The following is a 22,766-nucleotide window of genomic DNA, read 5'->3' as shown; positions in this document are numbered from 1 at the left end:
CGACGGTTGACAGCGCCCCACCCGCGGGGAGAAGCCGCGATCACTCCGCGGGACGGATGCCGCGATGCAGCGCCACGATGCCGAACGACAGGTTGCGATAGGCGACGTCTTCCCAGCCGGAATCGCGCATCCAGCGGGCCAGCGTCGGCTGGTCGGGCCAATCGCGGATGGACTCGTTGAGATAGTCGTAGGCCTCCGCGTTGCTGCTGACGGCCTTGGCGACGAGGGGAAGCACCCGGTCGTTGTAGAAGCGGTAGAGACCGTTGAACGCAGGGGACGGCGGGTGCGAGAACTCGCACACGACGATGCGTCCCCCGGGGCGGGTCACACGGCGCAGTTCGCGGAGCGCGCGTCGCGGATCGTTGACATTGCGGAGGCCGAACGACATCGTCACCGCGTCGAACTCGCCGTCGGCGAAGGGGAGGTCGGTGGCATCCGCCTGCACGAACTCCAGATTCGGCACATCGCCGTGGCGACGACGCCCCTCGGCGATCATGCCGCGCGAGAAGTCGGCGGCGACCACGTGCGCACCGCTGGGCACGAACGCCATCGACGAGGTGCCGGTGCCGGCGGCGAGGTCGAGGATGCGCTCGCCCTTCTTCGGCGCCACGGCACGCAGGGTCGCGACGCGCCACAAACGGTCGTTGCCGAGGCTGAGCACCGAGTTGGTGCGGTCGTAGGCGGCCGCGACCTGGTCGAACATGCCACTGACGCGCTGCGGGTCTTTGCCGAGGTCGGCGCGGTTGGGGTCGCTGCTCACCCGTCGAGTCTAGGCGGGGGCGACGGGGCGGTCGCCGGGGTTGCGAGCGCGGCCGACGGGTCAGGCCCGCGGGGCCTGGTCGTCGGGTGCCGCCAGCGCGGCGAGCCGTTCGAGCCACGGACCGGTGATGGCCTCCGAGAACGGCGCCTCTCGGGCGCGCACGCGTCGCTCGAGGTCGGAGGCGGTGGCATCCAGGTGCTCGACGATGTCGAGGGGATAGCCGTAGCGCACGCGGTGATCGTCCCACTCGTCGCGATCGTCGATCCACGTGCCGCGGCCGTCGGTGCGGCGCACCACGTCGAGGTCCATGTCGATGCCGCGGGGCACGCCGTCGTCGTGCCACCGCACGTCCCACGCGAGGTCGATGTAGACCGCGACCGGGTGCGGGGCGGCGTTGTGGGTGAAGGCCCAGTCGCCGCTGGCGGGAACCAGCGTGACGTTGGGCTGGCGGCACACGAACTCGGCGCCCGGGCGGGCGCTGCGCCAACCGATCTGCTGGCCGAACCACTCGCCCCACTCGTCGGAGCCGAGGTAGACGCTGTCCTGCACCCAGTGGGGGGAACCGTCCCACTTGCGCCACTCGAACAGCAGGCGGGTGCCGGGGGCGGGGCGGGGATCCATGCTCCGGAGTCTAAATCGCGCGCCCGGGCAGGGCTCCGCGACCCGCCCCACGGCCGCCCCGCGACCCGCCCGTCGACCGCAGGTCTACGCTGAATGACGTGACCGAACCCGCGGATGACGTCGTGCCGCGCCTGCGCGTGATCACGCGCGAGTTGCCCCCGATGGACGACGTGCTCGCCTACACGACGCCGTACGACCCGCTGTTCTGGAGCCGTCGGGGCGAGTCGCTCGCCGCCTTCGGAGACCTGCTCACGCTCCGCTACCTCGGCGAACGCCCCGGCGACGCCACGATCTCGGAGCGCTGGCGTGCGATCGCCGCCGCCGCCGAAGTCGACGACCCCGTGCAGCTGCCGGGCACCGGCCTGGTGGCCTTCGGGTCGTTCGTCTTCGACCCGCGGTCAGCGCGCGAGAACGTCCTGCGCGTGCCCGGGATGATCGTCGGCCGCCACGGCGGGCGGGCGTGGGTGACGCGGCTGGCCTTCGACGACACCCCCGACGAGGCCGAGCCCGAGCTCCCCCCGCGCTCCCCCTTCGGCCCGCACTGGTCGGCGACACTGGGCCCCGGGCAGCAGACGGCCGAGAAGTATCAGGATGCCGTCCGCCAGGCCATCGAGGCCATCGGCGCCCGCGAGGTGGCCAAGGTCGTGCTCGCCCGCGACATCGTCGGCACCGTCCCCGCGGGCTCCGACCTGCGCCGCCTGGTGCGGTCGCTGCTCGAGGGCTATCCCGACTGCTGGGTGTTCGCCGTCGATGGCCTGATCGGCGCGAGTCCCGAGACGCTGGTGACGGTGTCGGGCGGCACGGTGACCGCGCGGGTGCTCGCCGGCACGGTCGCCCGCGGAGGCGACGCCGACGCCGATGTCGCGGCATCCATCGGTCTCGCCCGGAGCCAGAAGGACCAGGACGAGCACCGCTTCGCGGTGCAGAGCGTGCTGAAGGCCCTGCGCCCGCACACCTCGTCGCTGGCGGCGGAGGACCAGCCCTTCACCCTCAAGCTCCCCAACGTCTGGCACCTCGCGACCGACGTCGAGGGCGTGCTCAGCGAAGACGCGTCGTCGCTCGACCTGCTGTCGGTGCTGCACCCGACGGCTGCGGTGGCCGGGACCCCGACGCCGGCGGCGATCGACGTCATCCGTCGCCTCGAGCCGTTCGACCGCGGCCGCTACGCCGGCGCCGTGGGCTGGACGAGCGCCTCGGGCGACGGCGAATGGGCCATCGCGCTCCGCTGCGCGCAGATCGACCGTTCCGCCCCGTCGTCGCCGACGGCCCCGATCACGGCCTACGCGGGGGCGGGGATCGTCGCCGACAGCGTTCCGGAGTCGGAGCTGCTCGAGACCCGTGTGAAGTTCCGACCGATCGTCGAAGCCCTGGCGTAGCGCGGTGCCGCGGCACGATTCGGGTCAGGATGCCGCGAGGCGGCGCTTCTCCTCCTCGACGTCGTAGTCGGCCGCGGGCCACTGCGGGTCGATGCCCGTCAGCGCGTCGATGAGCAGCTGCTGCACCGCGAGGCGGGCGTACCACTTGCGATCGGCGGGAACGACGTACCACGGCGCGACCGGCGTCGACGTCCGTTCGATCGCAACCTGATACGCCTGCATGTAGTCGTCCCACAATTCGCGCTCGTCGACGTCGCCCGGGTTGTACTTCCAGTGCTTGTCGGGGCGTTCGAGGCGCTCGGCGAGGCGGGCGCGCTGCTCGTCCTTCGAGATGTGCAGCATGACCTTGACGACGCGGATGCCCATCTCGGCCGCCTGCGCCTCGAAACCGACGATCGCGCCGTACCGCCGTTCGATCTCGGCGGCCGGGGCGAGGGAGCGCACGCGGCCGATGAGCACGTCTTCGTAGTGGGAGCGGTCGAAGACGCCGATGCGCCCGGCATCCGGCAGCCGTTTCTCGATGCGCCAGAGGAAGTCGTGCGAGAGCTCCTCGGCGGTCGGCTTCTTGAACGAGGCGAGCTCGACCCCCTGCGGGTCGACGGCCCCGACCACGTGCCGCACGATGCCGCCCTTTCCGGCGGTGTCCATCGCCTGCAGCACGAGCAACACCGAGCCGGTAGCGGTCCCGGCGACGCTCTGGGCGAAGAGACGCTCCTGCAGGTTCTCCAGCGGCTCGCGGCCGGCATCGAGGTCGGTCTTGCCGGCGTCTTTGTCTCCGTCGTACCCGGGGGTCGACCGCGGGTCGATGTCGGCGAGGCGGAAACCCGTCTCGACGCGCAGGGCGTCGGCGGCGGGCGTGGACCAGCGGCTGCTCGTGCTCATTCCGGCATGATGCCGCGGCATCCGGATTCGTCGAAAGCCGTTGACGCGCGCGACTCAGCGCGGAAGGGGCACCTCGATGAGCTGCCGCCCGCCGGTGGGCGCGGTGAGCACCTGGTCGAGGGCGACGCGCGTTGTGCAGCGGTGGTACTCCCAGCCGAAGGCGAGGGCCAGCTGCTCGAGACGCGCGGTATGGGGGGTGTACTGCACCCGCGCCATGGCATCGGCACCGGCCACCCCGGCGACTTCGAGTCCGTCGAAGATCGTGCCACCGCCGTCGTTGCCGACGACGACCTGCAGCCGCGGCTCGGTCTCGCCGGGGGGCAGCAGCAGCGCACCCACGTCATGAAGGAACGCCAGGTCGCCCAACAGCAGTCGCGTGACGCCCGGGCGGTCGTCGACCTGGCTCGCCAGCGCGATCCCCGTCGCGGTGGCGATCGTGCCGTCGATGCCCGCGAGTCCGCGGTTGGAATGCACGGCGACCTTCTTGCCGCCGAGCACCTCATCGGCCACGCGCACCAGTCGCGACGAGCCGAAGACGAGACGATCATGGGGCCAGGTCGCGCGCCAGAGCGCATCGGCGAGAGCCGCGCGATCGAGCGGCGTGCGCATGACCTCGACCTCGGTATTGATGGCGCCGAGGCGCTCGTGGGGAATCGCGGATGCCAGACCGTCGGCGTCGGGGGCGGGCGGCGACAGGTCGATCGCCGCGTCGCGCGAGGCGCGCATCCACTCCCCCAGCCACGAGCGGTCCGCGTCGCCCGACACGCGCACGGCGTCGACCGCCAGCGTCGCACCGTTGAGGTTGAGGGGCTCGCCCGGCCCGCGCACGGCGATGACCTCGACGTCGTCACGCGCGAGCAGCAGCGCGACCTCACGGCTCAGCGTCGGCCGACCGAAGACGACGACGCGGTCGATGCGCCCGCCCAGCGCGGGATCGCGCAGCAGCGCACGGTACCCGTGCACGATCTGGCGGCCGAAGCGCGCGCCGCTGACGATCTCGGCGACGAGGGGGAACCCGCCCGCGTGGGCGAACTGCTCGGCCGCGGGTCCGGCATCCGCTCCCGCGACGACGATCGTGGGCGGGCCGGTGTCGATGCGGTGAGCGGCCTCAGCGTCGGGGGCGACGTCGGCGACCCCGATTCCTCCGCCCCCCTGGTAGAGGGCGCCCGAGGCGTCGTCCGTCGTGTCCGCGAGTACCTCGACGGCACCGGATGCCGCTCGCTCGGCGAGCCACGTCGGCATGGCGCCGGCGAGGGGCTCGCGCAACGGCACGTTCAGGTGGACCGGGCCTGCGGCACGCAGGCCCTCGCCGAGCGAGGCGGCCAAAGCCTCGGCGGCCAGGGCGTCGAGAGCGGTGGTCTGCTCACCGGTGCCGTCGGCATCGAGCACCTCGGGAACGGCCAGGTCGGCTTCGAAGCGCACGGCCGAACGGAACAGCCCCGGCTGGCGGGTGGTCTGGTTCGCGCCGACGCCGCGGAGCTCCGCCGGCCTGTCGGCGGTGACGAGCAGCAGCGGCACTCCCGCGTGGTGCGCCTCCAGCGCCGCCGGAAGCAGGTTGGCGACGGCGGTGCCGGAGGTGCACACGACGACCGCCGGTGTGCCGGTCTCTCGGCCGATGCCGAGGGCGGTGAACCCCGCCACCCGCTCATCGATGCGTACGTGCAGATGGATGAGACCCGCGCGCTCCAGTTCGGCGGCGACGAGCGCGAGCGCCTGGGAGCGCGAGCCCGGGCTGACCACGACGTGACGCACCCCCCGCGACACGAGACCGGCGAGCAGGGCGGCGGCCGCGTCGGTCGCCGGGGCTCCCTCCCGTTCGCCGGGGTCGGTCGCCGCCTCGAGCGTCGTGTCGGCGTCTGCCGCGGGTGCGGGCGCGCCACCGGTCAAGGGGGCGGACGTGACGCCGTCCGCCGTCGCCGGCGTCGAGACGATGTCCGCCGCGGGCGTCGGCGCGGCACCGGTCGCGGGCGCGACCGAGCGGTCGTTCGGCGTGGCCACGACGGCTCAGCCGACGGCGCCGCGCTGACCGCGGGTGTCGTCGTCGCCCTTGCCCGGAGGAGTGTCGGGGTCGGTCGGCTTCTTCGGCGGGTGCGGGTCGTCGGCCTCGGAGTCGAGCTGCGCGAGCTCCTCCTCGAGACGGCGGATCCGCTCGTCCTGCTCGGCGCGTGCCGAGGCGGTCATGCGTCCGAGGAATTCGGGGTCGTCGTCGGGCGCGCGGCGCACGACCGGCTTGCCGCCCGCACGGCCGCGGCCGATGACGAACCAGAGGATGCCACCGAGCACGGGCAGAAGGATGACGATCGCCATCCAGGCCCCCTTGCTCACCCCCCGGTGTCGGGAGGGAGGCTGCACGGCGCAGTCCACGATCGTGTAGACCCAGAAGACGGTCGCCACGAGCGCCAGGATGAGAAGCAACCGTGCCATGGAGCGATTCTACGTGCGTCGGCTGGGCGACGGCCCGGAGGAGGCATCCGGTCTCCCACCGTCGAACGACCCACGGGTCGAGCGGCGGCGGCGGTCGTAGACTGGGGTGATGCGCGCTCGTTCGGCCCTCGTCTACACGGTGCTGCGACTCCTCGCGTTCCTCGTGCCGCTCGGCATCCTGCTGCTGTTCCCCGTGTTCCAGGAGCTGCCGTGGCTCGCGGCGATCTTCGCGGCTCTCATCGGCTTCAGCCTGTCGCTGCTGTTCCTGCGTCGGCCGCTCGAGAACGTCACGGGGGGCCTCGCCGCGCGTCGGGCCGAGCGCACCGCCGCGGGCCGCCGCACGGGCGCCGAGGCCGATGCGCAGGCCGAAGACGCGGCGCTCGACGGACCACGGCGCGACGCCGACCCCGACGCGCGCTGACGGGGTCCTCGCGAGGGGCCGGTCACCGGGACGACGGCCGCCCGCTCAGCCGGCGAGCGCCCAGAACAGCAGAGCGCCGTACGCGACCGAGGTGAAGCTCGTCACCTGCAGCGCCGTGATGAGCTCGCGCGGGGTGCGAGCCGTCCACACGATGAGAATCGCCGAGAGGCCACCGAGCAGGGCCAGCAGGGTGAGCCAGGCGATCGGGTAGACCATGGCGAGCAAGACCGCGATCGCGAACGGCACGAGCACGAAGAGGGTGAAGAGCACCTTCGTCGCCGGGCGGCCGATCAGCACCGACAGCGTGCGCTTGCCGGCGAGGCGGTCCTGGTCGATGTCGCGCAGGTTGTTGGCGAGCAGCACCGCGCACGCGAGCAGGCCCGCGGCGACCGCACCGAACCACGCCTCCTGCGGCAGCGACTGCACCTGCAACCAGGTCGTACCGAGGGTGGCCACCAGCCCGAAGAAGACGAAGACGAACAGCTCGCCCATGGCGTTGTAGCCGTACGGGCGCTTGCCGCCGGTGTAGAACCAGGCGGCGACGATGCACAGGGCTCCGACCAGCAGAAGCCACCACTGCCCCGTGCGGATGACGAGGGCGAGACCGATGACCGCCGCGAGCGCGAAGAACGCCAGCGCGACGATGAGAACCGTGCGCGGCTTCGCCTTCTTACCGCCGGTCAGGCGTCCGGGTCCGACCCGCACGTCGTCGGTGCCGCGAATGCCGTCGGAGTAGTCGTTGGCGTAGTTGACGCCGATCTGCAGGGCGAACGCCACGGCGAGGCACGCGAGCGCGATCACCCAGTGGAGCTGGTCGTCGACGAGTGTCGCCGCGCCCGTGCCGATGAGCACCGGAGTGATCGCCAGGGGCAGAGTCCGCAAGCGCGCCGCGGCGATCCAGTCGCGCGCGGTCGCCGGGGCGACGGCCTTCGGCGCACCGCCCTTCGGCTTCTGTGGGTTGCCGCCGGGGCGACGCTTCTTGGCCGGGGTCGAACGCTTACGAGAGGGTGCTGCCACGGAGGGTCATCCTATGCCCGCGGGTTCTGCGCGAGCGTGTCGCGCAGCGCCGCCCGGTCGGGCTTGCCCGAGGCAAGGGTGGGCAGCTCGTCGACGGCCACCACTCGTGCCGGACGCGCGGGGGCACCCACCGCCCGGGCGACGGCCTCACGCACTGCGGTGAGCACGGTCGGCTCGTCGGCGGCGGCGAGCCCGGGCACCACCACGGCGGATCCCTGGCCCCACGCGGCATCCGGAATCGGCACCACCACGGCGGACGCCAGACCCGGGACGCCACGGACGGCGGCCTCGACACGGTCGAGCGACACGTTTACGCCACCCGAGACGATCACGTTGTCGAGACGCCCGGTCACGTGCAGCACGCCGTCGACGATCTCGCCCCCGTCGCCCGTGCAGTACCAGCGCGTGCCGTCGGCGTCGACGGGGAACACGGATGCCGTGCGCGCAGGGTCGCCGAGGTACCCCTCGGCGAGCGTCGGGCCCGACAATTGCACCTCGCCGTCGACCAGGCGCACGCTCACGCCGTCGAGTGGCACGCCGTCGTACACGCACCCGCCGCTGGTCTCGCTCGAGCCGTAGGTGCGCACGACACGGGCGCCGGCCGCCTCCGCGCGCTCGCGTACCGCCGGCGCGAGCGCCTGGCCACCGATCAGGATGGCCTCGAACGAGCGCAGCGCGCGGGCGACGTCGGCGTCGTGCTCGGCGGCATCCAGAAGTCTCTGCAGCTGCGCGGGGACGAGCGAGGTGAAGCTCGGCACGCGCACGCCGTCGACATGGGATGCCATGCCGAGAGCGGCCGCGGCGAACGGCTCGGGACGGAAGGGGCCGGCGACGATCGCCGGTTCGCGGTCGGCGAGGAGAGCCCGCACGATGACCTGGACGCCCGCGACGTAGGCGGCGGGGACGGCGAGCAGCCAGGCGCCCTCGCCGAGGCGCGCGGCCGTGGCGTAGGCGCTGCTGATGAGCGCGTTGCGGCTGAGCACGACGGATTTCGGCACGCCGGTCGATCCCGAGGTGGTCACCACGACGGCTGTTCCCGGGGGCGCCTCGTCGGGCAGATCGGCTCCGCCCAGGGCCACCGCCGGACCCGCGCCGAGGACGGCCGCCCGCAGCGCCCGCACGACGTCGCGCGGATCACCGGATGCCGCGGGCGCGAGCCTCACGCGCTGAGGCCGCTCAGAAGTGCCACGGCACGCCCGACCAGTCGGGGTCGCGTTTCTCGAGGAACGAGTCGCGGCCCTCGGCGGCCTCGTCGGTGCCGTACGCGAGGCGCGTGGCTTCGCCGGCGAAGAGCTGCTGACCGACGAGACCATCATCGACGGCGTTGAAGGCGTACTTCAGCATGCGGATCGCCGTGGGCGACTTCGTGAGGATGGTGCGGGCCATCGCGAGGGCCTCGCGCTCCAGGTCGGCGTGCGGCACGACGCGGTTGACGGCGCCCATCTCGTACGCACGCTCGGCGGAGTACTCCTCGGCCAGGAAGAAGATCTCGCGGGCGAACTTCTGCCCGATCTGCCGCGCGAAGTACGCCGAACCGTACCCGGCGTCGAACGAGCCGACATCGGCATCCGTCTGCTTGAAACGGCCGTGCTCGGCGCTCGCGATGGACAGGTCGCAGACAACGTTCAGCGAATGTCCCCCGCCCGCGGCCCACCCGGGGACCACGGCGATGACGACCTTCGGCATGAAGCGGATGAGCCGCTGCACCTCGAGGATGTGCAGGCGCCCCGCGCGGCCCAGATCGTGCACCGCGGACTCGTCGTGCGAGTACTTGTAGCCGTCGCGCCCGCGAATGCGCTGGTCGCCGCCGGAGCAGAAGGCCCACCCGCCGTCCTTCGGGCTGGGTCCGTTGCCGGTGAGGAGGACGACACCGATGCGGTGGTCCTGGCGGGCGATGTCGAGAGCGCGGTAGAGCTCATCGACCGTGTGCGGTCGGAAGGCGTTGCGCACCTCCGGGCGGTCGAACGCGATGCGGGCGATGCGCCCGTCGTGGGTGACGTGCGCGGTGATGTCGGTGTAGTCCGCGGCGCCGGGCGCCGGGGTCCACTCCGCGGGGTCGAACAACTCGGAGACGGTCACCCAATCAGCCTAGAACGCGGTCGAGGTGTCGGGCCCTCCGCGCGTCGCCGTGCCGCGCGGGTCGGTCGGCGTTGCGTCAGGCACGCACGAACCGCTATCGGGGTGAGGCCGAGCGGTTCACGTCGGGCGGCGGAGGGAGCGGGTCGATCCGACCCGCGCCACCCCGAACCCGTCCCTTGACGGTCGCGACGCCGGCCCGCTTCAGGAGTTCTTGCCGTCGCGCCAGGTCAGCCAGCGCTCGATGAGCGCGTAGTCCCAGTCGGGACCCGAGAAACCGAGCGTAAACAGACGCGTGCCGGCGTCGAAGAGAACATCGGCGACGTCTTCGTCGCGGTCTTTGAGCTCGTTCGAGACGATCAGGCCCGAGAGGTCGCGCCCCTCGGTCTCGGCCCATCTCTCGATGACGCCGAGCTTGTGGGGCAGCTCGTCGGGGGCGACGAAACTGTGCCAGATGTCGGCGTGACGCGCGACGATGCGGAGGGTCTTCTGCTCGCCTTTGCCGCCGATCATGACGGGGATCTTGCGGGTGGGCGCGGGGTTGAGTTTTCCCCAGCGTTCGACGATGCGGTCGAGATCGGCCGCGAGCGCAGTGAGACGGGATCCTGCGGTACCGAAGTCGTAGCCGTACTCGTCGTAGTCGCGCTGGAACCAGCCCGACCCGGTACCGAAGATGAAGCGGCCGGTGTCGCCGCCCTTCTTGCTGATGTGATCGATCGTGCGGGCCATGTCGGCCTGCAGATCGGCGCCGCGATAGCTGTTGCAGTTGACCAGCGCCCCGAACTCGACGCGCTCGGTCTGCTCGGCCCACGCCGCCAGCATCGTCCACGACTCGAAGTGCTCACCGTCGGGGTCGCCGTACAGGGGGAAGAAGTGATCCCAGTTGAACAGGATGTCGACACCCATCTCTTCGAGACGGAAGACGGCGTCACGGATGTCGAAGTACTGCACGTGCTGCGGCTGGATCTGGACGCCGAGCCGCACGGGGGTGTCGAAGAGCATGCGGCAAGCCTATTCCGGGCCCCCGACACCGGGGCCAGGATGGGCAGATGAGCACCGCACCCCTCCCCCCGCTCGCCGACGTCCTCTCCACGGCGCGGGTCGTCGCCCTCCCCCTGGCTGTGCGCTTCCGCGGCGTCACAACGCGCGAGGCCGTCGTGTTCGAGGGGCCGCAGGGCTGGACGGAGTTCTCCCCGTTCGTCGAGTACGACGACGCCGAAGCGGCGACGTGGCTCGCCGGCTCCCTCGACTTCGGATGGAACCCCGCACCGCCGGCGCTGCGCGAGACCGTCGCGGTCAACGCCACGATGCCCGCCGCCGCGGCATCCGATGTCCCTCGCATCCTGGCTCGGTACGACGGATGCCGCACGGTCAAGGTGAAGGTGGCCGAGGCGGGGCAGACGCTCGCCGACGATGTCGCCCGGGTGCGGGCGGTCCGCGAGGCGGTGGGCCCCGAGGGGCGCGTGCGCGTCGACGCCAACGCCGGGTGGAACCTCGACGAGGCGGAACGGGCCGTGCACGCCCTCGCGGAGTTCGACCTGGAGTACGTCGAGCAGCCGTGCGCCGAGATCGACGAGCTCGCCCAGCTGCGCGAGCGGATCGCCTACCTCGACATCCCCGTCGCCGCCGACGAGAGCGTTCGCAAGGCCGCCGACCCCCTGCGGGTCGCCCGCGCGGGAGCGGCCGACCTCCTGGTGATCAAGGCGCAGCCCCTCGGTGGCGTGCACGCCGCGCTCGACATCGTGGCGCAGGCGGGGCTGCCCGCGGTGGTCTCCAGCGCCCTCGACACCTCGATCGGGCTGGCGATGGGGGCGACGCTGGCGGCGGCGCTGCCCGACCTCGACTACGACTGCGGGCTGGGCACCGCGTCGTTGTTCACGACCGACGTCGTGGCATCCCCCCTGATCGCGCACCAGGGCGTGCTGACATGCGATCGTCCTCGGCCGTCGTCCGCCGAGATCGATCGAGTGAGCGCCGATGACGCTCGCCGCGAGTGGTGGCTCGAGCGACTGCGACGCTGTCACGCGCTGCTGGAGCGCAGGGCCGGATGAGCTGTCGTCTCGGTCACACCGGGGTGCCGTGCGCGGCGGCGATCACTCGAGGATGAGCCCGACCACCTGCGACAACCGCTCGGCGAGCCCTGAGCGGGACTCCGCCGGCGCTTGACGGGTGAGCAGCGCCGTCTCGGAGGTGGAGACCCACACTGAGAGCAGCAGTTCGGTCGCCACGTCGGCGGGCACGCGCAGCGACAAACCCCGCGCGTCGGCGATGTCGCGCACGAGCTGCGTGACGCTCTCGCCCAGTCCCTGGTTCAGGGCGAGGTACGCCTCGGCGAAACCCGGGTTGCGGAGGGCCTGCAGACGCGTCTCGGCACCGAGGAGCACGTCGAGCCGATCCTCCCCGGTCGCCTCGAGCACCTCCTGCACCAGCTGCATCACGTCGCCGGCGCTGTCGAGGCCGCGGTCTTCGATGGAGGTGACCCGGTCGCGCACCGCGGCGATCGTGGTCTCGGCCGACCGCGCGCACAGGGCGAGGAAAAGTTCCTCTTTTGAGGCGAAGTTCGAGTAGAACGCACCGCGGGTGAAACCGGCGCGCTCGCAGACCGCCTCGACGGAAGCAGCATCGATGCCGACCTCGGCGAACATCTCGGCGGCTGCGTCCATCAGGCGCGTGCGCGTGTTCTCGCGCCGACGCGACGGAGCGGCTGCGGTGTCGGTCATGCGCGACCTCCTTTTCACGGGATGGATCCAGGTTCGTTCATCCCCTCCCGCACTACGATACATTGATGTATCCGATACGGTGATGTATCGACTCGTTCACCGATCGTGGGAGCCGCCGTGTCGACATTCCTGTACAGCCTGGGCCGCTGGTCGTTCCGCCACCCGTGGCGGGTGCTGACCGCCTGGCTGCTCATCGTCGTCCTCGCCGGCGGTGGAGTGGCGCTGTTCGCGAAGGGCACCGACAACACCTTCACCATCCCCGGCACGGAGTCGCAGGCCGGCCTCGAGATGCTGGAACGCACATTCCCCCAGGTCAGCGGCGCGAGCGCTGAGATCATCGTGGTCGCGGCCGACGGCACGAGCGTGCGCGATCAGGCGTATAGAGACGCCATCGGCACGACCACCGCCGACATCGGGGCGCTCGACTTCGTCGAGGCCGTCACCGATCCGTACGACGCGCGCATCGCCGGCGGCGTCTCCGATGACGACCGGGCCGCGATCGTGCGCGTCCAGTTCTCGGGCGAGGCGACGGCGGTGCCGCAGGCCACCGAAGACGGCCTGCGCGAGGCGGCGACCGCGCTCAAAGCAGCGCTGCCGACAGGATCGCAGGCCGTGCTCGGCGGCCAACTCTTCGCCACCGAGATCCCCGGCGTCTCCCTCACCGAGGCGCTCGGCGTCTTGATCGCCGCGCTCGTGCTGATGGTGACGTTCCGCTCCTTCCTGGTGGCGGGCATGCCGTTGGCGACCGCGATCCTCGGTGTCGCACTTTCGATCGGGTTGATCTTCATCGCGACGGGTTTCGCGACGGTATCGGCCACGACGCCGCTGCTGGCGGTGATGCTCGGCCTGGCGGTGGGCATCGACTACGCCCTCTTCATCGTGTCGCGACATCAAGACCAGACCAGAGCCGGGATGGACCCCGAGGAGTCCACCGCACGCGCAGTCGGTACGGCAGGATCGGCGGTGGTCTTCGCCGGTATCACGGTGTTGATCGCGCTCATCGGCCTCGGCTTCGCCGGCATCCCGTTCCTCACCACGATGGGCATCGCCGCCTCCGTCGCCGTCGCGATCGCCGTGTGCGTCGGCCTGACACTCACCCCGGCGTTGCTCGGCTTCGCAGGTCACCGCGTGGTGGGGTGGGGGCACAAGCGACCGCGCTCGTCGCGCCGCCGCCGCGGCATGCCGGCGCACGAAGACGCCGACGCCGTCACCGAGGCCGCCCGAGAGCGCGAAGAGAAGGTCGCCCACTCGGCGGCACACGACGAGCGCAGCGGCCCTGCCAAGCGGTGGGTGGGCCTGGTGACCCGACACCCCGTGGTCACCACCGTCGCGGTGATCGCGCTCCTGGGCACGACCGCGATCCCCGCCGCATCGCTCGCGCTGACGCTTCCCAACGCCGGGCAGCTGCCCGAGGGCGACGAGGCGCGCGTCGCCTACGAACTGACCGATGAATACTTCGGTCCCGGAGCGAACGGTCCGCTCATCATGACCGGCACGATCGTCACCTCGAACGATCCGCTGACGCTCATGACCGACATCGGCGACGAGATCGCCAAGATCCCCGGCGTGGCCGAGGTGGCCCTGGCGACGCCGAACGAGACGGCCGACACCGGCATCGTGCAGATCGTTCCCGAGACCGCTCCCGATGACCCGCGCACGGCCGACCTCGTCCGCGAGCTGCGCGCGCAAGAAGACCGTCTGTTCGATGAGTTCGGCGTGCGGCTGCTCGTCACCGGCTACACCGCGGTGACCATCGACATCTCCGACCAGCTCGGGGCGGCGCTGCTGCCCTTCGGCCTGTTCGTCGTCGGGCTGTCGCTCGTGCTGCTCATGGTCGTGTTCCGCTCGATCTGGGTGCCGCTCACCGCCGCCGGGGGTTACTTGCTGTCGGTCGCCGCCTCTTTCGGCGTCGTGGCCGCGGTGTTCGAATGGGGCTGGTTCGCAGACGCCCTGCACGTGGCGAAGGTGGGGCCCATCATCAGCTTCATGCCCATCGTGGTCATGGGTGTGCTGTTCGGCCTGGCCATGGACTACCAGGTGTTCCTCGTCTCGCGGATGCGCGAAGACTTCGTGCACGCCGACCGCGAAGACCGCACGCCCGGCGAGGTGGCGCTCGGTGCCGTCCGCAGCGGCTTCGCCGCATCCGCTCGCGTGGTCGTCGCGGCCGCGGTCATCATGTTCGCCGTCTTCGTCGCCTTCGTTCCAGAGGGCGACTCGAGCCTCAAACCCATCGCCCTGGGGCTGGCCGTCGGCGTCGCGGTCGACGCGTTCCTCGTGCGCATGACGCTGGTACCCGCCGTCCTCGCCCTGCTGGGCGCCTCGGCGTGGTGGATGCCGCGCTGGCTCGACCGCCAGCTGCCCAAGCTCGACGTCGAGGGCGAGGCCGTCGAACGCGAGGTGCGCCTCGCCGGGTGGCCGGGAGAACCCGCGGTGGCCGTCGCGGCCGACGGTCTGAGTAGTCCCGGGTCCTCGGATGCCGAGCCCCCGGTGTTCGCCGACATCTCGCTGCGCCTCGGCTACGGCGGAACGCTGCTGGTAACGGGCGAGAGCCGCACCACCCGCGCGCTGCTCCTCGCGCTGTCGGGGCGCCTGTCGCGCATCGACGGAAATCTTCGGGTCGACGGTCTGCTCCTGCCCGAGCGGGCGGGAGTCGTGCGCTCGCGCGTCGGCGTCGCGTTGCTCGACGACCCGGCCGACGCCCGACGCGCGGTGGCCGACGCCGTCGGGGGCGCGCGCATCGCCGTGATCACCGACGTGGACCGCCTCGACGACGACGCCCGTGACGACCTCGCCGCGATGCTGCGCCGCGCGGCCGACGACGTGCACGAACGCCCAGGCGATGCGCCGTCGCCGTTCACACTCATCGTCTCGGCCCGCGACGAGCGTCGCGCGCTCGCTCTGCTCTCCGAGGCGATGCGCCCTGACGTGCAGTCGCTCCCGCTGACCACGCCGCGTCGACACCAGCCCGAACCCGAAAGCTTCGCCGATCTCTCCGAGGTGTTCGCATGACTCTCCCCGTCGAGCGCTCCCGCTCGCGCCGTCCCGTCACCTGGCTCACGCTCGTGGGTGTCCTGCTCCTACCGGCGGTGATCGGTGGCATCCTCGTCGCAGCGCTGTACAACCCCACCGAGCGGCTCGACAACATCACCGCCGCCATCGTCAACGACGACGAGCCCGTCGAGCTCAACGGGCAGACGGTCCCGCTCGGTCGTCAGCTGACCGGCGGGCTCGTCGAGGGAGCAGCCGACCAGCCGAGCAACATCGACTGGGTCATCTCCAACGACGAAGACGCCGCAGCCGGCCTCGCCGACGGCACCTACACCGCCGTCGTGACCATCCCCGAGAACTTCACGGCCGCCTCTCTCTCGACCCGCCCCGGTGAGACGCCCCAGAAGGCGACGATCGATGTCCAGACGGCCCCCGACGCGCGCGTCGTCGACGGCGCGATCACCGCACAGCTGGCGTCCACCGCGTCCAGCGTCTACGGCAGCGAGCTGTCGTCCCAGTACCTCGAGAACGTCTTCCTCGGATTCACGTCGCTGAGCGATCAGCTGGGTCAGGCCGCGGGCGGTGCCCGTCAGCTCGCCGACGGCGCAACACAGGCGGCCTCGGGCGCGACCGGCTTGAGCGACGGCCTCGGACAGCTCTCCGAGGGAGCCGGGGAACTCTCCGGTGGGGTTGAACAGCTGGCCACAGGCGCCGACCAGCTCGCGGGCGGCGTCGGACAGCTCGCCACCGGTGCGGGTGCCCTGTCGAATGGTGTCGGACAACTCGCCACAGGCGCCGACCAGCTCGCGGGCGGGGCCACCCAGCTCGCCGGCGGTATCGACGGCCTGGCCGAGGGCGCCGGGCAGCTGTCCGGGGGCGCGTCTCAACTGGCCGGGGGCACGCGCGAGGCCGCCACCGGCGTCGGACAGCTCGCCACTGGCGCAGATGCGATCGCCGACGGCAACCGGCAGCTGTCCGAGCAGATCGGTCAGATCGCAGATGCCATTCCGCCCGGCTTCGAACAGGCGGCGAACGACGTGGCCGCCGCGGCTCCCCAGGTCAGTGCCTCACTCGGCACCGCCGCCGCGGACCTTCAGCGCCTCGCCGACTCCTGCGATCAGACGACGACGCCCGACCTCTGCGCTCAGTTGCGGGCCGCGTCGGATCGTGTGAACGCCGATCTGCCGGGGGCGCGGAAGACCGTCGACGACATCGGCCGGGTCGCGGGGCAAGCCGCCCAACTGCCGGCCGGGGTCCGCAGCATCGCCGATGCGAACGCACAGCTGGCCGATGGCGCGGCGGGCCTGGCCACCGGGGCTCGCGATGCAGAGAGTGGTCTCAACACGATCGCCGGGGGCATCGACGGGCTGGCCACCGGGGCCACCGGTCTGCGCGATGGTGCCCGTCAGCTGAGCGGCGGCGCCCAGGCACTGGGTTCGGGTGCCTCGCAAGTGGCGGGTGGTCTCGGGCAGACGCGTGACGGGGCGTCGCAGCTCGCGGCCGGCGCGGCGGGGGCGGCGGGCGGCGCTTCTCAGCTCGCCACCGGCGCGCAGACGGCGGCGAGCGGCGCAGAGGGACTCGCCACCGGCGCCCAGGACGCCCAGGGCGGCGCGGCCCAACTCGCCGATGGCGTGGGGCAGGTGGCATCCGGTACCTCCTCGCTCGCGGGCGGCCTCGACACCGCCGTCTCCCAGTTGCCGACTTACACCGAGGCGGAGGCGACCGCTCTCGCCGACGTGGTGGCCGACCCTGTCTCGGCCACGGGCGCGAGCGACTCCCTCTTCGGCCTCGCCGCCGTTCCGCTGCTCGCCATGGCGGTGCTCTGGTTCGGCGGCCTCGCCTCGTTCGTCGCGTTCCAGGCGGTGTCGGCGCGCGCCCTGACCAGCCGCCGCCCGTCCGCCCTCGTGGCCCTCCGCGGCTTCGCGCCCGCGGCCGCCATCGGCGCGGCGCAGGGCCTGCTCGTCGCGGCCGTGGTGCAGATGGCATCGCGCTACGACTGGAGCGACTGGGCACTGTTCGCTCTGATCTCGATCGCCGCGGGCATCGCGTTCGCCGCTGTGCACCAGGCGCTGGTCGCCGTCTTCGGAGGCGCCGGACGCTGGGTGGCCGCCGTGATCGGAGCGCTCGCGCTGGGTGCGACGATCGTCTCGACAGTGCCACCGGCCCTGGCCGATGCCGCAGCCCTCCTGCCCACCGCTCCGGTCTATGACGCGATGCTCGGTGCCTTGTCGTCCTCCGGCGGGGTTGCGGCGGGCGTGACCGGCTTCGTCGTCTGGGGCGCGCTCTCGCTGATCGTCACGACGCTGGTCGTCGTCCGCCGCCGCACGACCTCCCCCCGCGCCGCCGCCGTGACCGCCTGACCAACGCGGCTAGCCGGGGAACCCGGCTCCTGCGAGGCGCAGGATCCGAACGCACCGGCGCAGGACCCGAACGCACCGGCGCAGGACCCGAACGCACCGGCGCAGGACCTGAACGCACCGGCGCAGGATCCGAACGCACCGGCGCAGGTCACACGCACCGGCGCAGGGCGCACGGGCCCGGACAGGACATGCGCTCCCCGAGGCCGACCGTGTCCTGCACGTCGGCGGAAGCCTCGTGAGTGCTCCGCGTCCGGCACCCGCTCGTGCGACGCGCGGGGCGTCGACTACAGAGGGCCCGCCCGGCAGCGCCGGACGGGCCCTGACAGCCAAGCGACAGCGCCCGGCGACAGACCTTACGTCGTGAGACCCGAGTACGCGTGCAGGCCCTTGAAGAACACGTTGACGATGGTGAAGTTGAACAGCACGGCGGTGAAGCCGATGATCGACAGCCATGCCGAGCGGGTGCCGCGCCACCCGCGGGTCGCGCGGGCGTGGATGTATCCGGCGTACAGCACCCAGATGACGAAGGTCCAGACTTCCTTGGTGTCGAAGCCCCAGAAGCGACCCCACGCGTCGTTCGCCCAGATGGATCCGGCGATGAGGGTGAAGGTCCAGAAGATGAAGCCGACGATGGCGAAGCGGTACGCGAGCGACTCCAGCGCATCGGCGTTCGGCACCGTGCGCAGGAAGCTGCGCTTCGGTTCGGCATCCGCCGGTGCCTCGGCGAGCTTGCGCTCACGGCGCGCCTGGATGAGTTGCACCACCGACAGGCCGAAAGCCAGAGCGAACAGCGCCGTCGCGAGACTCGCGACGAACACGTGCACGACGAGCCACACCGACTTCAGCGGGTCGGCCAGCGGAACCACCTCGACGTGGAAGGCGAGGGTCGCCCCGCCCAGCAGCAGCACAGCGAGTCCGGTCATGAGCGAGCCGAGGAAGCGCAGGTCGTATCGCGTCAGCACCGCGAGGTAGACGGCGACGATCAACAGCAAGCCGGTGAGGGCGAACTCGTACATGTTCGACCACGGCACGCGCTCGGCCGCGATGCCGCGCAGCACGGTCGCGACCAGGTGGAACACGAACCCGAGGGCCGTCAGCACCGTACCCAGGCGGGCCCACAGATACCGCGGCTTCGACGCGACGGATGCCGAAGACCCGGTGCCGGCCGAGATCACTCCCCCGCCGCCCGCCGTGACGAGCTCGCGTGAGACGACTTCGTCTTTCGCCTTGAGCGCGAGGTCGGAGCGGCGTGCCAAGTCGATGGCGTACGCGATGAACGCCAGCACGTAAATGGCGACCGCCGTCCACACCAGGAGGAGGGAGATCTCGTCGAGGAGAAGCGGGTCGGTTCCGGGCATGGTCTCAGTCTACTTTTCGGGGTTCGAGGTGGCTCCGGCGTCCGCGTCGGGATCGGAGGTGTGGGGACGGCTCGAGGCGGGAAGAGCGGCGCCGTGCTTCTCGGCGAGCTGATCGACCGCGGCCGCGAGAGTCGGATCCTCCCCACGCGCGAGACCGGCGTACTCCACGCGCACCCCGTCGGCGGCGGGCGTCGCCTTCACCCACATGCGGCGGCGGGGCACGAAGAGCGCGGCGAGCAGACCGAACAGGGCGAGCAGGGCGAAGGCGAGCACCCACGGACCCGCGAGGTCGCGATGGATGGACAGAGATGCGAACCGCTTGACCGATCCGTCGTAGCCCGAGGCCCCCGCCGGCGCCTCGTTCTCGAACGTGATCGTGCCGAGGCCGTTGGGGAGGTCCTCGGTCTCGCCCGGCATGAGCTGGATCGCCGGGTTGCCGCTGTCGCCGCCCGCGATCTGCGTCATGCCCGACGGGTCGAGGGTGTACACGGAGCGGGGCGTCCCGTCGTCGATGCCCAGGTCGCCCTCGTAGACGCGCAGCGTCAGCACGGGGTACTCGAGATCGCCATAGGTCGAGGTGAGGGCGCCCGAGGGCAGCACGTCCATCGTCGGGTAGAAGAACCCGAGCAGCCCGAGCTGTTGCGGCAACCCGTCGGCCACCTTGATGACCCCGAGCGAGGTCATGTTGGCATCCTGCGGCAGGAACGCGACCGAGTCGTGGAACACCTCGCGCCCGTCGGCGTCTCGGATCGTCACGGTCGGGGCGTAGCCGTTGCCGAGCAGGTACACGCGGTCGCCCTGCACGTCGAGCGGGTGGTTGACGCGCACCTCGCCGTCCCGCGGGTCGGCGCCCGGCGCCTGGGTCGTCACGTGCGCGACGAAGTCACCGGCCTGGCCGGAGCCGGGCTGGCCCGGCGGCACGTACGTCACGTCGAACTGGTCGAGCGTCATCGAGTAGGGCGAGAGGGTGTCGCCGTTGACGAAGCGGCCGGGGTTGAACGAGGAGTAGTCGAGCAGGCTGTTGGCGAACGCCTGGCCCTCGACGAGCACGCGCTGGCCGGTGTAGGTGAAGCCGCCACCCACGCCCACCGCGATGAGCACACCGACGAGGGCGGCGTGGAACACGAGGTTGCCCGTCTCTCGCAGGTACCCGCGCTCCGCCGATACCGAGTAGCTGCCCCGCGCGTCGTAGCGGGCGACGCGGTAACCGCTCTTGCGCAGCTGCGCCGCGGCCGTGTCGATGGCGGCCGCCGCCGTGGCATCCGCATCGCCGGCCACCGCGATCGTGCGGGTGCGGTGGTCGTCGAGGCGCGAGAGGCGCGCGGGCGTGCGCGGGGGCTGCGAGCGCAGGGCCTTCCAGTGGTGCTTCGTGCGGGGCAGCACGCACCCGATCAGCGAGATGAACAGCAGTAGATAGATCGCCGAGAACCACGGCGACGTGTACACGTCGAACAGGCTGAGCTTGTCGAGCACCGGCGCAAGGTCGGGGTTGTCGGTGAAGTACTGCGTCACGCCGTTGGGATCGGCGCTGCGCTGCGGCACGAGCGAGCCGGGGACCGCGGCGATCGCGAGCAGCAGCAGCAGCACGAGGGCGGTGCGCATCGAGGTGAGCTGACGCCAGCCCCAGCGCGCCCAGCCGATGACCCCGAGGCGCGGCTGCGTGATGTCGTCGGGCTCGGATGCCGCAGACGAGTCCGCGTGGTCGGAGGGGCGCAGCACGCCGTCAGAGGGGGAGTTGGACACCGCCCATCACCCCCTGCAGCGACGACATCCAGGCGCCCCAGACGCCGGTCACCATCGCCAGACCGAGCACGACGAGCAGCAGTCCGCCCACGATGTTGACCACCCGGATGTGCCGCCGGATGAATGCGACCGAGCGCGTCGCCCATCCGAAGCCGAGTGCGAGCAGCAGGAACGGGATGCCGAGCCCCAGCGAATACGCCAGCCCCAGCACCGCAGCGCGACCGGGGTCGCCGAGGTTGTACGACACCGAGATGATCGCCGCGAGCGTGGGTCCGATGCAGGGCGTCCAGCCGATGCCGAGAGCGATGCCCAGCAGCGGCGCGCCCACCAGGCCGAGGTTGCCTTTGGCCTGCAGCCGCACGGAGCGCTGCGCGATGCCGAACAACCCGATGAACACCAGGCCCATGAGGATGATGACGACGCCGAGCACGCGCGTGATCACGTCGCCGTAGCGGATGAAGAAGGCTCCGGCCGTGCCCCCGAGCGCGTTGACGGCCATGAACACCACCGTGAAGCCGGCGATGAAAAGCAGGGTCCCCCCGAGCAGCCGCCCGCGTCCGGGGGCGGATGCCGAGCCCCCGCGCGGCGCGACCGCCCCGCCGATGTAGCCGAGGTAGCCCGGTACGAGGGGCAGCACGCAGGGCGAGAGGAAGGAGATGAGGCCGGCGACCAGGGCGACGGGGATCGCCACCCACAGCGCCCCGTCGAAGACGAGAGCGCCCGGATTCACGCGTCCTCCGCGAGCACGGTGCGCACCATGGACTCGAGGATCGACGCTTCGGACAGTTCGCCGATGATGCGGGCAGCCACCCGGCCCTGCTTGTCGAGCACGAGCGTCGTGGGTGTGGCGTTCAGCGGAGTCTTCTCATTGAACGCCAGCTTGAGTTCGGCGTCGTTCACGGCCATCGCACTCGGGTAGGACACACCATGATCGCGTGCGAACGACTGCGCTGTGGACGGCTGGTCGTACGTGTTGACGCCGAGGAAGGCGACATCCTGGCCTTGGAAGCTCTGGTAGGCCTGCTCGAGACGCGGAGCCTCGATGATGCACGGCCCGCACGTCGCGTACCAGAAGTTCACGACGAGCACGGTGCCGGTGTAGTCCGCGCTCGACACCGCGGCACCGCTGTCGAGCGTGCCCGCGAAGTCGACGGGCTCGCCCCGATCGGTCTCGGGGATCTCCTGCCACGGCATCCCGTTGGCGGCGATGTACCCCTTGTTGTCTCCGGCTCGGTACTGCGCGGCGAGCGGGTCTTCCGAGCACGCGGACAGGCCCACGACGAGGGCGGCCGCGGCGAGGACGGACCCCGCGGCGGTGAGGATTCGGCGCATCACACGGCTCCTACGTCGACGGCTCCGGCGGTACTGGCCGGCTCGGCGTACGCCACCTCGACCCAGCGCGTCGAGCCGTCGGCGCCGTCTCGCCGTTCGAAGCTCGTCACGCTCGACAGCGCGCAGCGGCGCTTGCGGGGGTCGTGGCGGGTGGGTTGGCGGGAGAGGGCGAGGTGGGTCACCCAGATGGGGAGCTGGTGGGAGACGACGACGACGTCGCCGGCAGGCACGCGCTCCCAGGCGTCGGTCATGGCATCCGTCATCCGCGCTACGATGCGCTCGTACGGCTCGCCCCAGCTCGGCACGGCCGGGCGACTGAGATGACGCCAGTTGAGGGGGTTCGCGAGCGCCTGCTTCATGCGCCGACCCTCGAAGACGTTGGTGGGCTCGATGACGCGGTCGTCGATGTACGCCTCGACGCCGAACAGCTCGGTGAAGGGCTCCGACGACTCGCGCGTGCGCTGCAGCGGCGAGACGACGAGCGCGCCGACCGGCCGGTCGAGACCCTGCACGTACTCGGCGGCCTGACGGGCCATCTGACGACCGTCGACGCTCAGGCCGAATCCGGGGAGCCGACCGTAGAGCACGCGACGGGGGTTGTGGACCTCTCCGTGGCGCACGAGATGGAGGCGATCGGCGGGCACGATCCCAGTCTAGGCGCGGGGTCTGTGGTCTGACTGAGTCCGGA

General features: G+C 71.5%; 20 protein-coding genes. 5 read left to right on the top strand and 15 right to left on the bottom strand.

Annotated features, from left to right (window positions below; genetic code table 11):
- Nucleotides 1–40: 40 nt before the first annotated feature.
- Together QE410_RS03230 and QE410_RS03225 are read right to left on the bottom strand one after the other, a co-directional pair.
- The gene (locus QE410_RS03230; protein WP_307327757.1) at nt 41–760 is read right to left on the bottom strand and encodes a demethylmenaquinone methyltransferase; all 720 of its coding nucleotides are present in this window, start codon (nt 758–760) and stop codon (nt 41–43) included.
- A gap of 60 nt (nt 761–820) precedes the next feature.
- A complete protein-coding gene (locus QE410_RS03225) occupies nt 821–1,381 on the bottom strand; it encodes a DUF402 domain-containing protein (RefSeq protein ID WP_307327753.1) in 561 nt (186 codons plus the stop codon).
- 161 nt (nt 1,382–1,542) lie between these two features.
- Between QE410_RS03225 and QE410_RS03220 the strand changes: the two genes are divergently transcribed.
- Entirely contained in the window at nt 1,543–2,757 is a 1,215-nt protein-coding gene (locus QE410_RS03220; protein WP_307334324.1) for an isochorismate synthase MenF, read from the top strand.
- Nucleotides 2,758–2,781: 24 nt separating this feature from the next.
- On the opposite strand, the gene QE410_RS03215 is transcribed toward QE410_RS03220, so the two are convergent.
- The 3 genes from QE410_RS03215 to QE410_RS03205 all read right to left on the bottom strand — a co-directional run bounded on the left by QE410_RS03215 (nt 2,782) and on the right by QE410_RS03205 (nt 6,063).
- Nucleotides 2,782–3,639, bottom strand: a complete 858-nt coding sequence (locus tag QE410_RS03215) for a polyphosphate kinase 2 family protein (protein ID WP_307327750.1) — start codon at nt 3,637–3,639, stop codon at nt 2,782–2,784.
- 54 nt (nt 3,640–3,693) lie between these two features.
- On the bottom strand, nt 3,694–5,418 hold the full coding sequence (menD, locus tag QE410_RS03210) for a 2-succinyl-5-enolpyruvyl-6-hydroxy-3-cyclohexene-1-carboxylic-acid synthase (RefSeq protein ID WP_307334321.1): 1,725 nt from the start codon (nt 5,416–5,418) through the stop codon (nt 3,694–3,696).
- Nucleotides 5,419–5,643: 225 nt separating this feature from the next.
- Nucleotides 5,644–6,063 (bottom strand): PLD nuclease N-terminal domain-containing protein, encoded by a 420-nt coding sequence (locus QE410_RS03205; RefSeq protein ID WP_307327747.1) that lies wholly within the window; start codon nt 6,061–6,063, stop codon nt 5,644–5,646.
- A gap of 109 nt (nt 6,064–6,172) precedes the next feature.
- Between QE410_RS03205 and QE410_RS03200 the strand changes: the two genes are divergently transcribed.
- Nucleotides 6,173–6,484 (top strand): DUF4229 domain-containing protein, encoded by a 312-nt coding sequence (locus QE410_RS03200; RefSeq protein ID WP_307327744.1) that lies wholly within the window; start codon nt 6,173–6,175, stop codon nt 6,482–6,484.
- Between the two features lie 45 nt (nt 6,485–6,529).
- On the opposite strand, the gene QE410_RS03195 is transcribed toward QE410_RS03200, so the two are convergent.
- The 4 genes from QE410_RS03195 to QE410_RS03180 all read right to left on the bottom strand — a co-directional run bounded on the left by QE410_RS03195 (nt 6,530) and on the right by QE410_RS03180 (nt 10,579).
- Nucleotides 6,530–7,501, bottom strand: a complete 972-nt coding sequence (locus QE410_RS03195) for a 1,4-dihydroxy-2-naphthoate polyprenyltransferase (RefSeq protein ID WP_307327741.1) — start codon at nt 7,499–7,501, stop codon at nt 6,530–6,532.
- 11 nt (nt 7,502–7,512) lie between these two features.
- Nucleotides 7,513–8,664 (bottom strand): AMP-binding protein, encoded by a 1,152-nt coding sequence (locus tag QE410_RS03190; protein WP_307327738.1) that lies wholly within the window; start codon nt 8,662–8,664, stop codon nt 7,513–7,515.
- A gap of 13 nt (nt 8,665–8,677) precedes the next feature.
- On the bottom strand, nt 8,678–9,580 hold the full coding sequence (locus QE410_RS03185) for a 1,4-dihydroxy-2-naphthoyl-CoA synthase (RefSeq protein ID WP_307327736.1): 903 nt from the start codon (nt 9,578–9,580) through the stop codon (nt 8,678–8,680).
- Nucleotides 9,581–9,781: 201 nt separating this feature from the next.
- Nucleotides 9,782–10,579 (bottom strand): LLM class F420-dependent oxidoreductase, encoded by a 798-nt coding sequence (locus QE410_RS03180; protein ID WP_307327734.1) that lies wholly within the window; start codon nt 10,577–10,579, stop codon nt 9,782–9,784.
- A gap of 47 nt (nt 10,580–10,626) precedes the next feature.
- On the opposite strand from QE410_RS03180, the gene QE410_RS03175 reads away from it, so the two are divergent.
- Nucleotides 10,627–11,628, top strand: coding sequence for an o-succinylbenzoate synthase (locus QE410_RS03175; RefSeq protein WP_307327731.1), 1,002 nt, complete (start codon nt 10,627–10,629; stop codon nt 11,626–11,628).
- 42 nt (nt 11,629–11,670) lie between these two features.
- On the opposite strand, the gene QE410_RS03170 is transcribed toward QE410_RS03175, so the two are convergent.
- Nucleotides 11,671–12,297 carry a TetR/AcrR family transcriptional regulator gene (locus QE410_RS03170; RefSeq protein WP_307327728.1) on the bottom strand — a complete coding sequence of 209 codons (627 nt, stop codon included), beginning with the start codon at nt 12,295–12,297 and terminating at the stop codon, nt 11,671–11,673.
- A 117-nt stretch (nt 12,298–12,414) separates the two neighbouring features.
- On the opposite strand from QE410_RS03170, the gene QE410_RS03165 reads away from it, so the two are divergent.
- Together QE410_RS03165 and QE410_RS03160 are read left to right on the top strand one after the other, a co-directional pair.
- Nucleotides 12,415–15,306, top strand: a complete 2,892-nt coding sequence (locus tag QE410_RS03165) for an MMPL family transporter (RefSeq protein ID WP_307327725.1) — start codon at nt 12,415–12,417, stop codon at nt 15,304–15,306.
- Nucleotides 15,303–17,645 (top strand): YhgE/Pip domain-containing protein, encoded by a 2,343-nt coding sequence (locus QE410_RS03160; protein WP_307327722.1) that lies wholly within the window; start codon nt 15,303–15,305, stop codon nt 17,643–17,645. The genes QE410_RS03165 and QE410_RS03160 overlap by 4 nt, the downstream gene beginning before the upstream one ends.
- A gap of 353 nt (nt 17,646–17,998) precedes the next feature.
- Here the strand turns inward: QE410_RS03160 and ccsB are convergent, their stop codons facing one another.
- Genes ccsB through QE410_RS03135 form a run of 5 tightly spaced genes read right to left on the bottom strand, consistent with a single transcriptional unit; the run spans nt 17,999 to nt 22,722 of the window.
- A complete protein-coding gene (ccsB, locus tag QE410_RS03155) occupies nt 17,999–19,003 on the bottom strand; it encodes a c-type cytochrome biogenesis protein CcsB (protein ID WP_307327719.1) in 1,005 nt (334 codons plus the stop codon).
- A gap of 9 nt (nt 19,004–19,012) precedes the next feature.
- Nucleotides 19,013–20,746, bottom strand: a complete 1,734-nt coding sequence (locus tag QE410_RS03150) for a cytochrome c biogenesis protein ResB (RefSeq protein ID WP_307327716.1) — start codon at nt 20,744–20,746, stop codon at nt 19,013–19,015.
- Complete coding sequence (locus QE410_RS03145) at nt 20,727–21,476, bottom strand: cytochrome c biogenesis CcdA family protein (RefSeq protein ID WP_307327713.1); 750 nt, start codon at nt 21,474–21,476, stop codon at nt 20,727–20,729. Before QE410_RS03145 ends, QE410_RS03150 begins: the two co-directional genes overlap by 20 nt.
- Entirely contained in the window at nt 21,473–22,078 is a 606-nt protein-coding gene (locus QE410_RS03140; protein WP_307327710.1) for a TlpA disulfide reductase family protein, read from the bottom strand. The genes QE410_RS03145 and QE410_RS03140 overlap by 4 nt, the downstream gene beginning before the upstream one ends.
- Nucleotides 22,078–22,722 (bottom strand): histidine phosphatase family protein, encoded by a 645-nt coding sequence (locus tag QE410_RS03135; RefSeq protein ID WP_307327707.1) that lies wholly within the window; start codon nt 22,720–22,722, stop codon nt 22,078–22,080. Before QE410_RS03135 ends, QE410_RS03140 begins: the two co-directional genes overlap by 1 nt.
- Between the last annotated feature and the right edge of the window lie 44 nt (nt 22,723–22,766).

This window comes from Microbacterium sp. SORGH_AS_1204 (genome assembly GCF_030818935.1).
Classification (GTDB): domain Bacteria; phylum Actinomycetota; class Actinomycetes; order Actinomycetales; family Microbacteriaceae; genus Microbacterium.
Note: the sequence above shows the minus strand (reverse complement) of the source record. Positions and strands in the feature narration are given on the sequence as shown.

Bases quoted from the DNA above. Each gene is read 5' to 3' on its own strand.
- QE410_RS03225 (WP_307327753.1), bottom strand. From the start codon at position 1,381: ATGGATCCCCGCCCCGCCCCCGGCACCCGCCTGCTGTTCGAGTGGCGC.
- QE410_RS03220 (WP_307334324.1), top strand. From the start codon at position 1,543: ATGGACGACGTGCTCGCCTACACGACGCCGTACGACCCGCTGTTCTGG.
- QE410_RS03215 (WP_307327750.1), bottom strand. From the start codon at position 3,639: ATGAGCACGAGCAGCCGCTGGTCCACGCCCGCCGCCGACGCCCTGCGC.
- QE410_RS03205 (WP_307327747.1), bottom strand. From the start codon at position 6,063: ATGGCACGGTTGCTTCTCATCCTGGCGCTCGTGGCGACCGTCTTCTGG.
- QE410_RS03200 (WP_307327744.1), top strand. From the start codon at position 6,173: ATGCGCGCTCGTTCGGCCCTCGTCTACACGGTGCTGCGACTCCTCGCG.
- QE410_RS03180 (WP_307327734.1), bottom strand. From the start codon at position 10,579: ATGCTCTTCGACACCCCCGTGCGGCTCGGCGTCCAGATCCAGCCGCAG.
- QE410_RS03175 (WP_307327731.1), top strand. From the start codon at position 10,627: ATGAGCACCGCACCCCTCCCCCCGCTCGCCGACGTCCTCTCCACGGCG.
- QE410_RS03170 (WP_307327728.1), bottom strand. From the start codon at position 12,297: ATGACCGACACCGCAGCCGCTCCGTCGCGTCGGCGCGAGAACACGCGC.
- QE410_RS03160 (WP_307327722.1), top strand. From the start codon at position 15,303: ATGACTCTCCCCGTCGAGCGCTCCCGCTCGCGCCGTCCCGTCACCTGG.
- ccsB (WP_307327719.1), bottom strand. From the start codon at position 19,003: ATGCCCGGAACCGACCCGCTTCTCCTCGACGAGATCTCCCTCCTCCTG.
- QE410_RS03140 (WP_307327710.1), bottom strand. From the start codon at position 22,078: ATGCGCCGAATCCTCACCGCCGCGGGGTCCGTCCTCGCCGCGGCCGCC.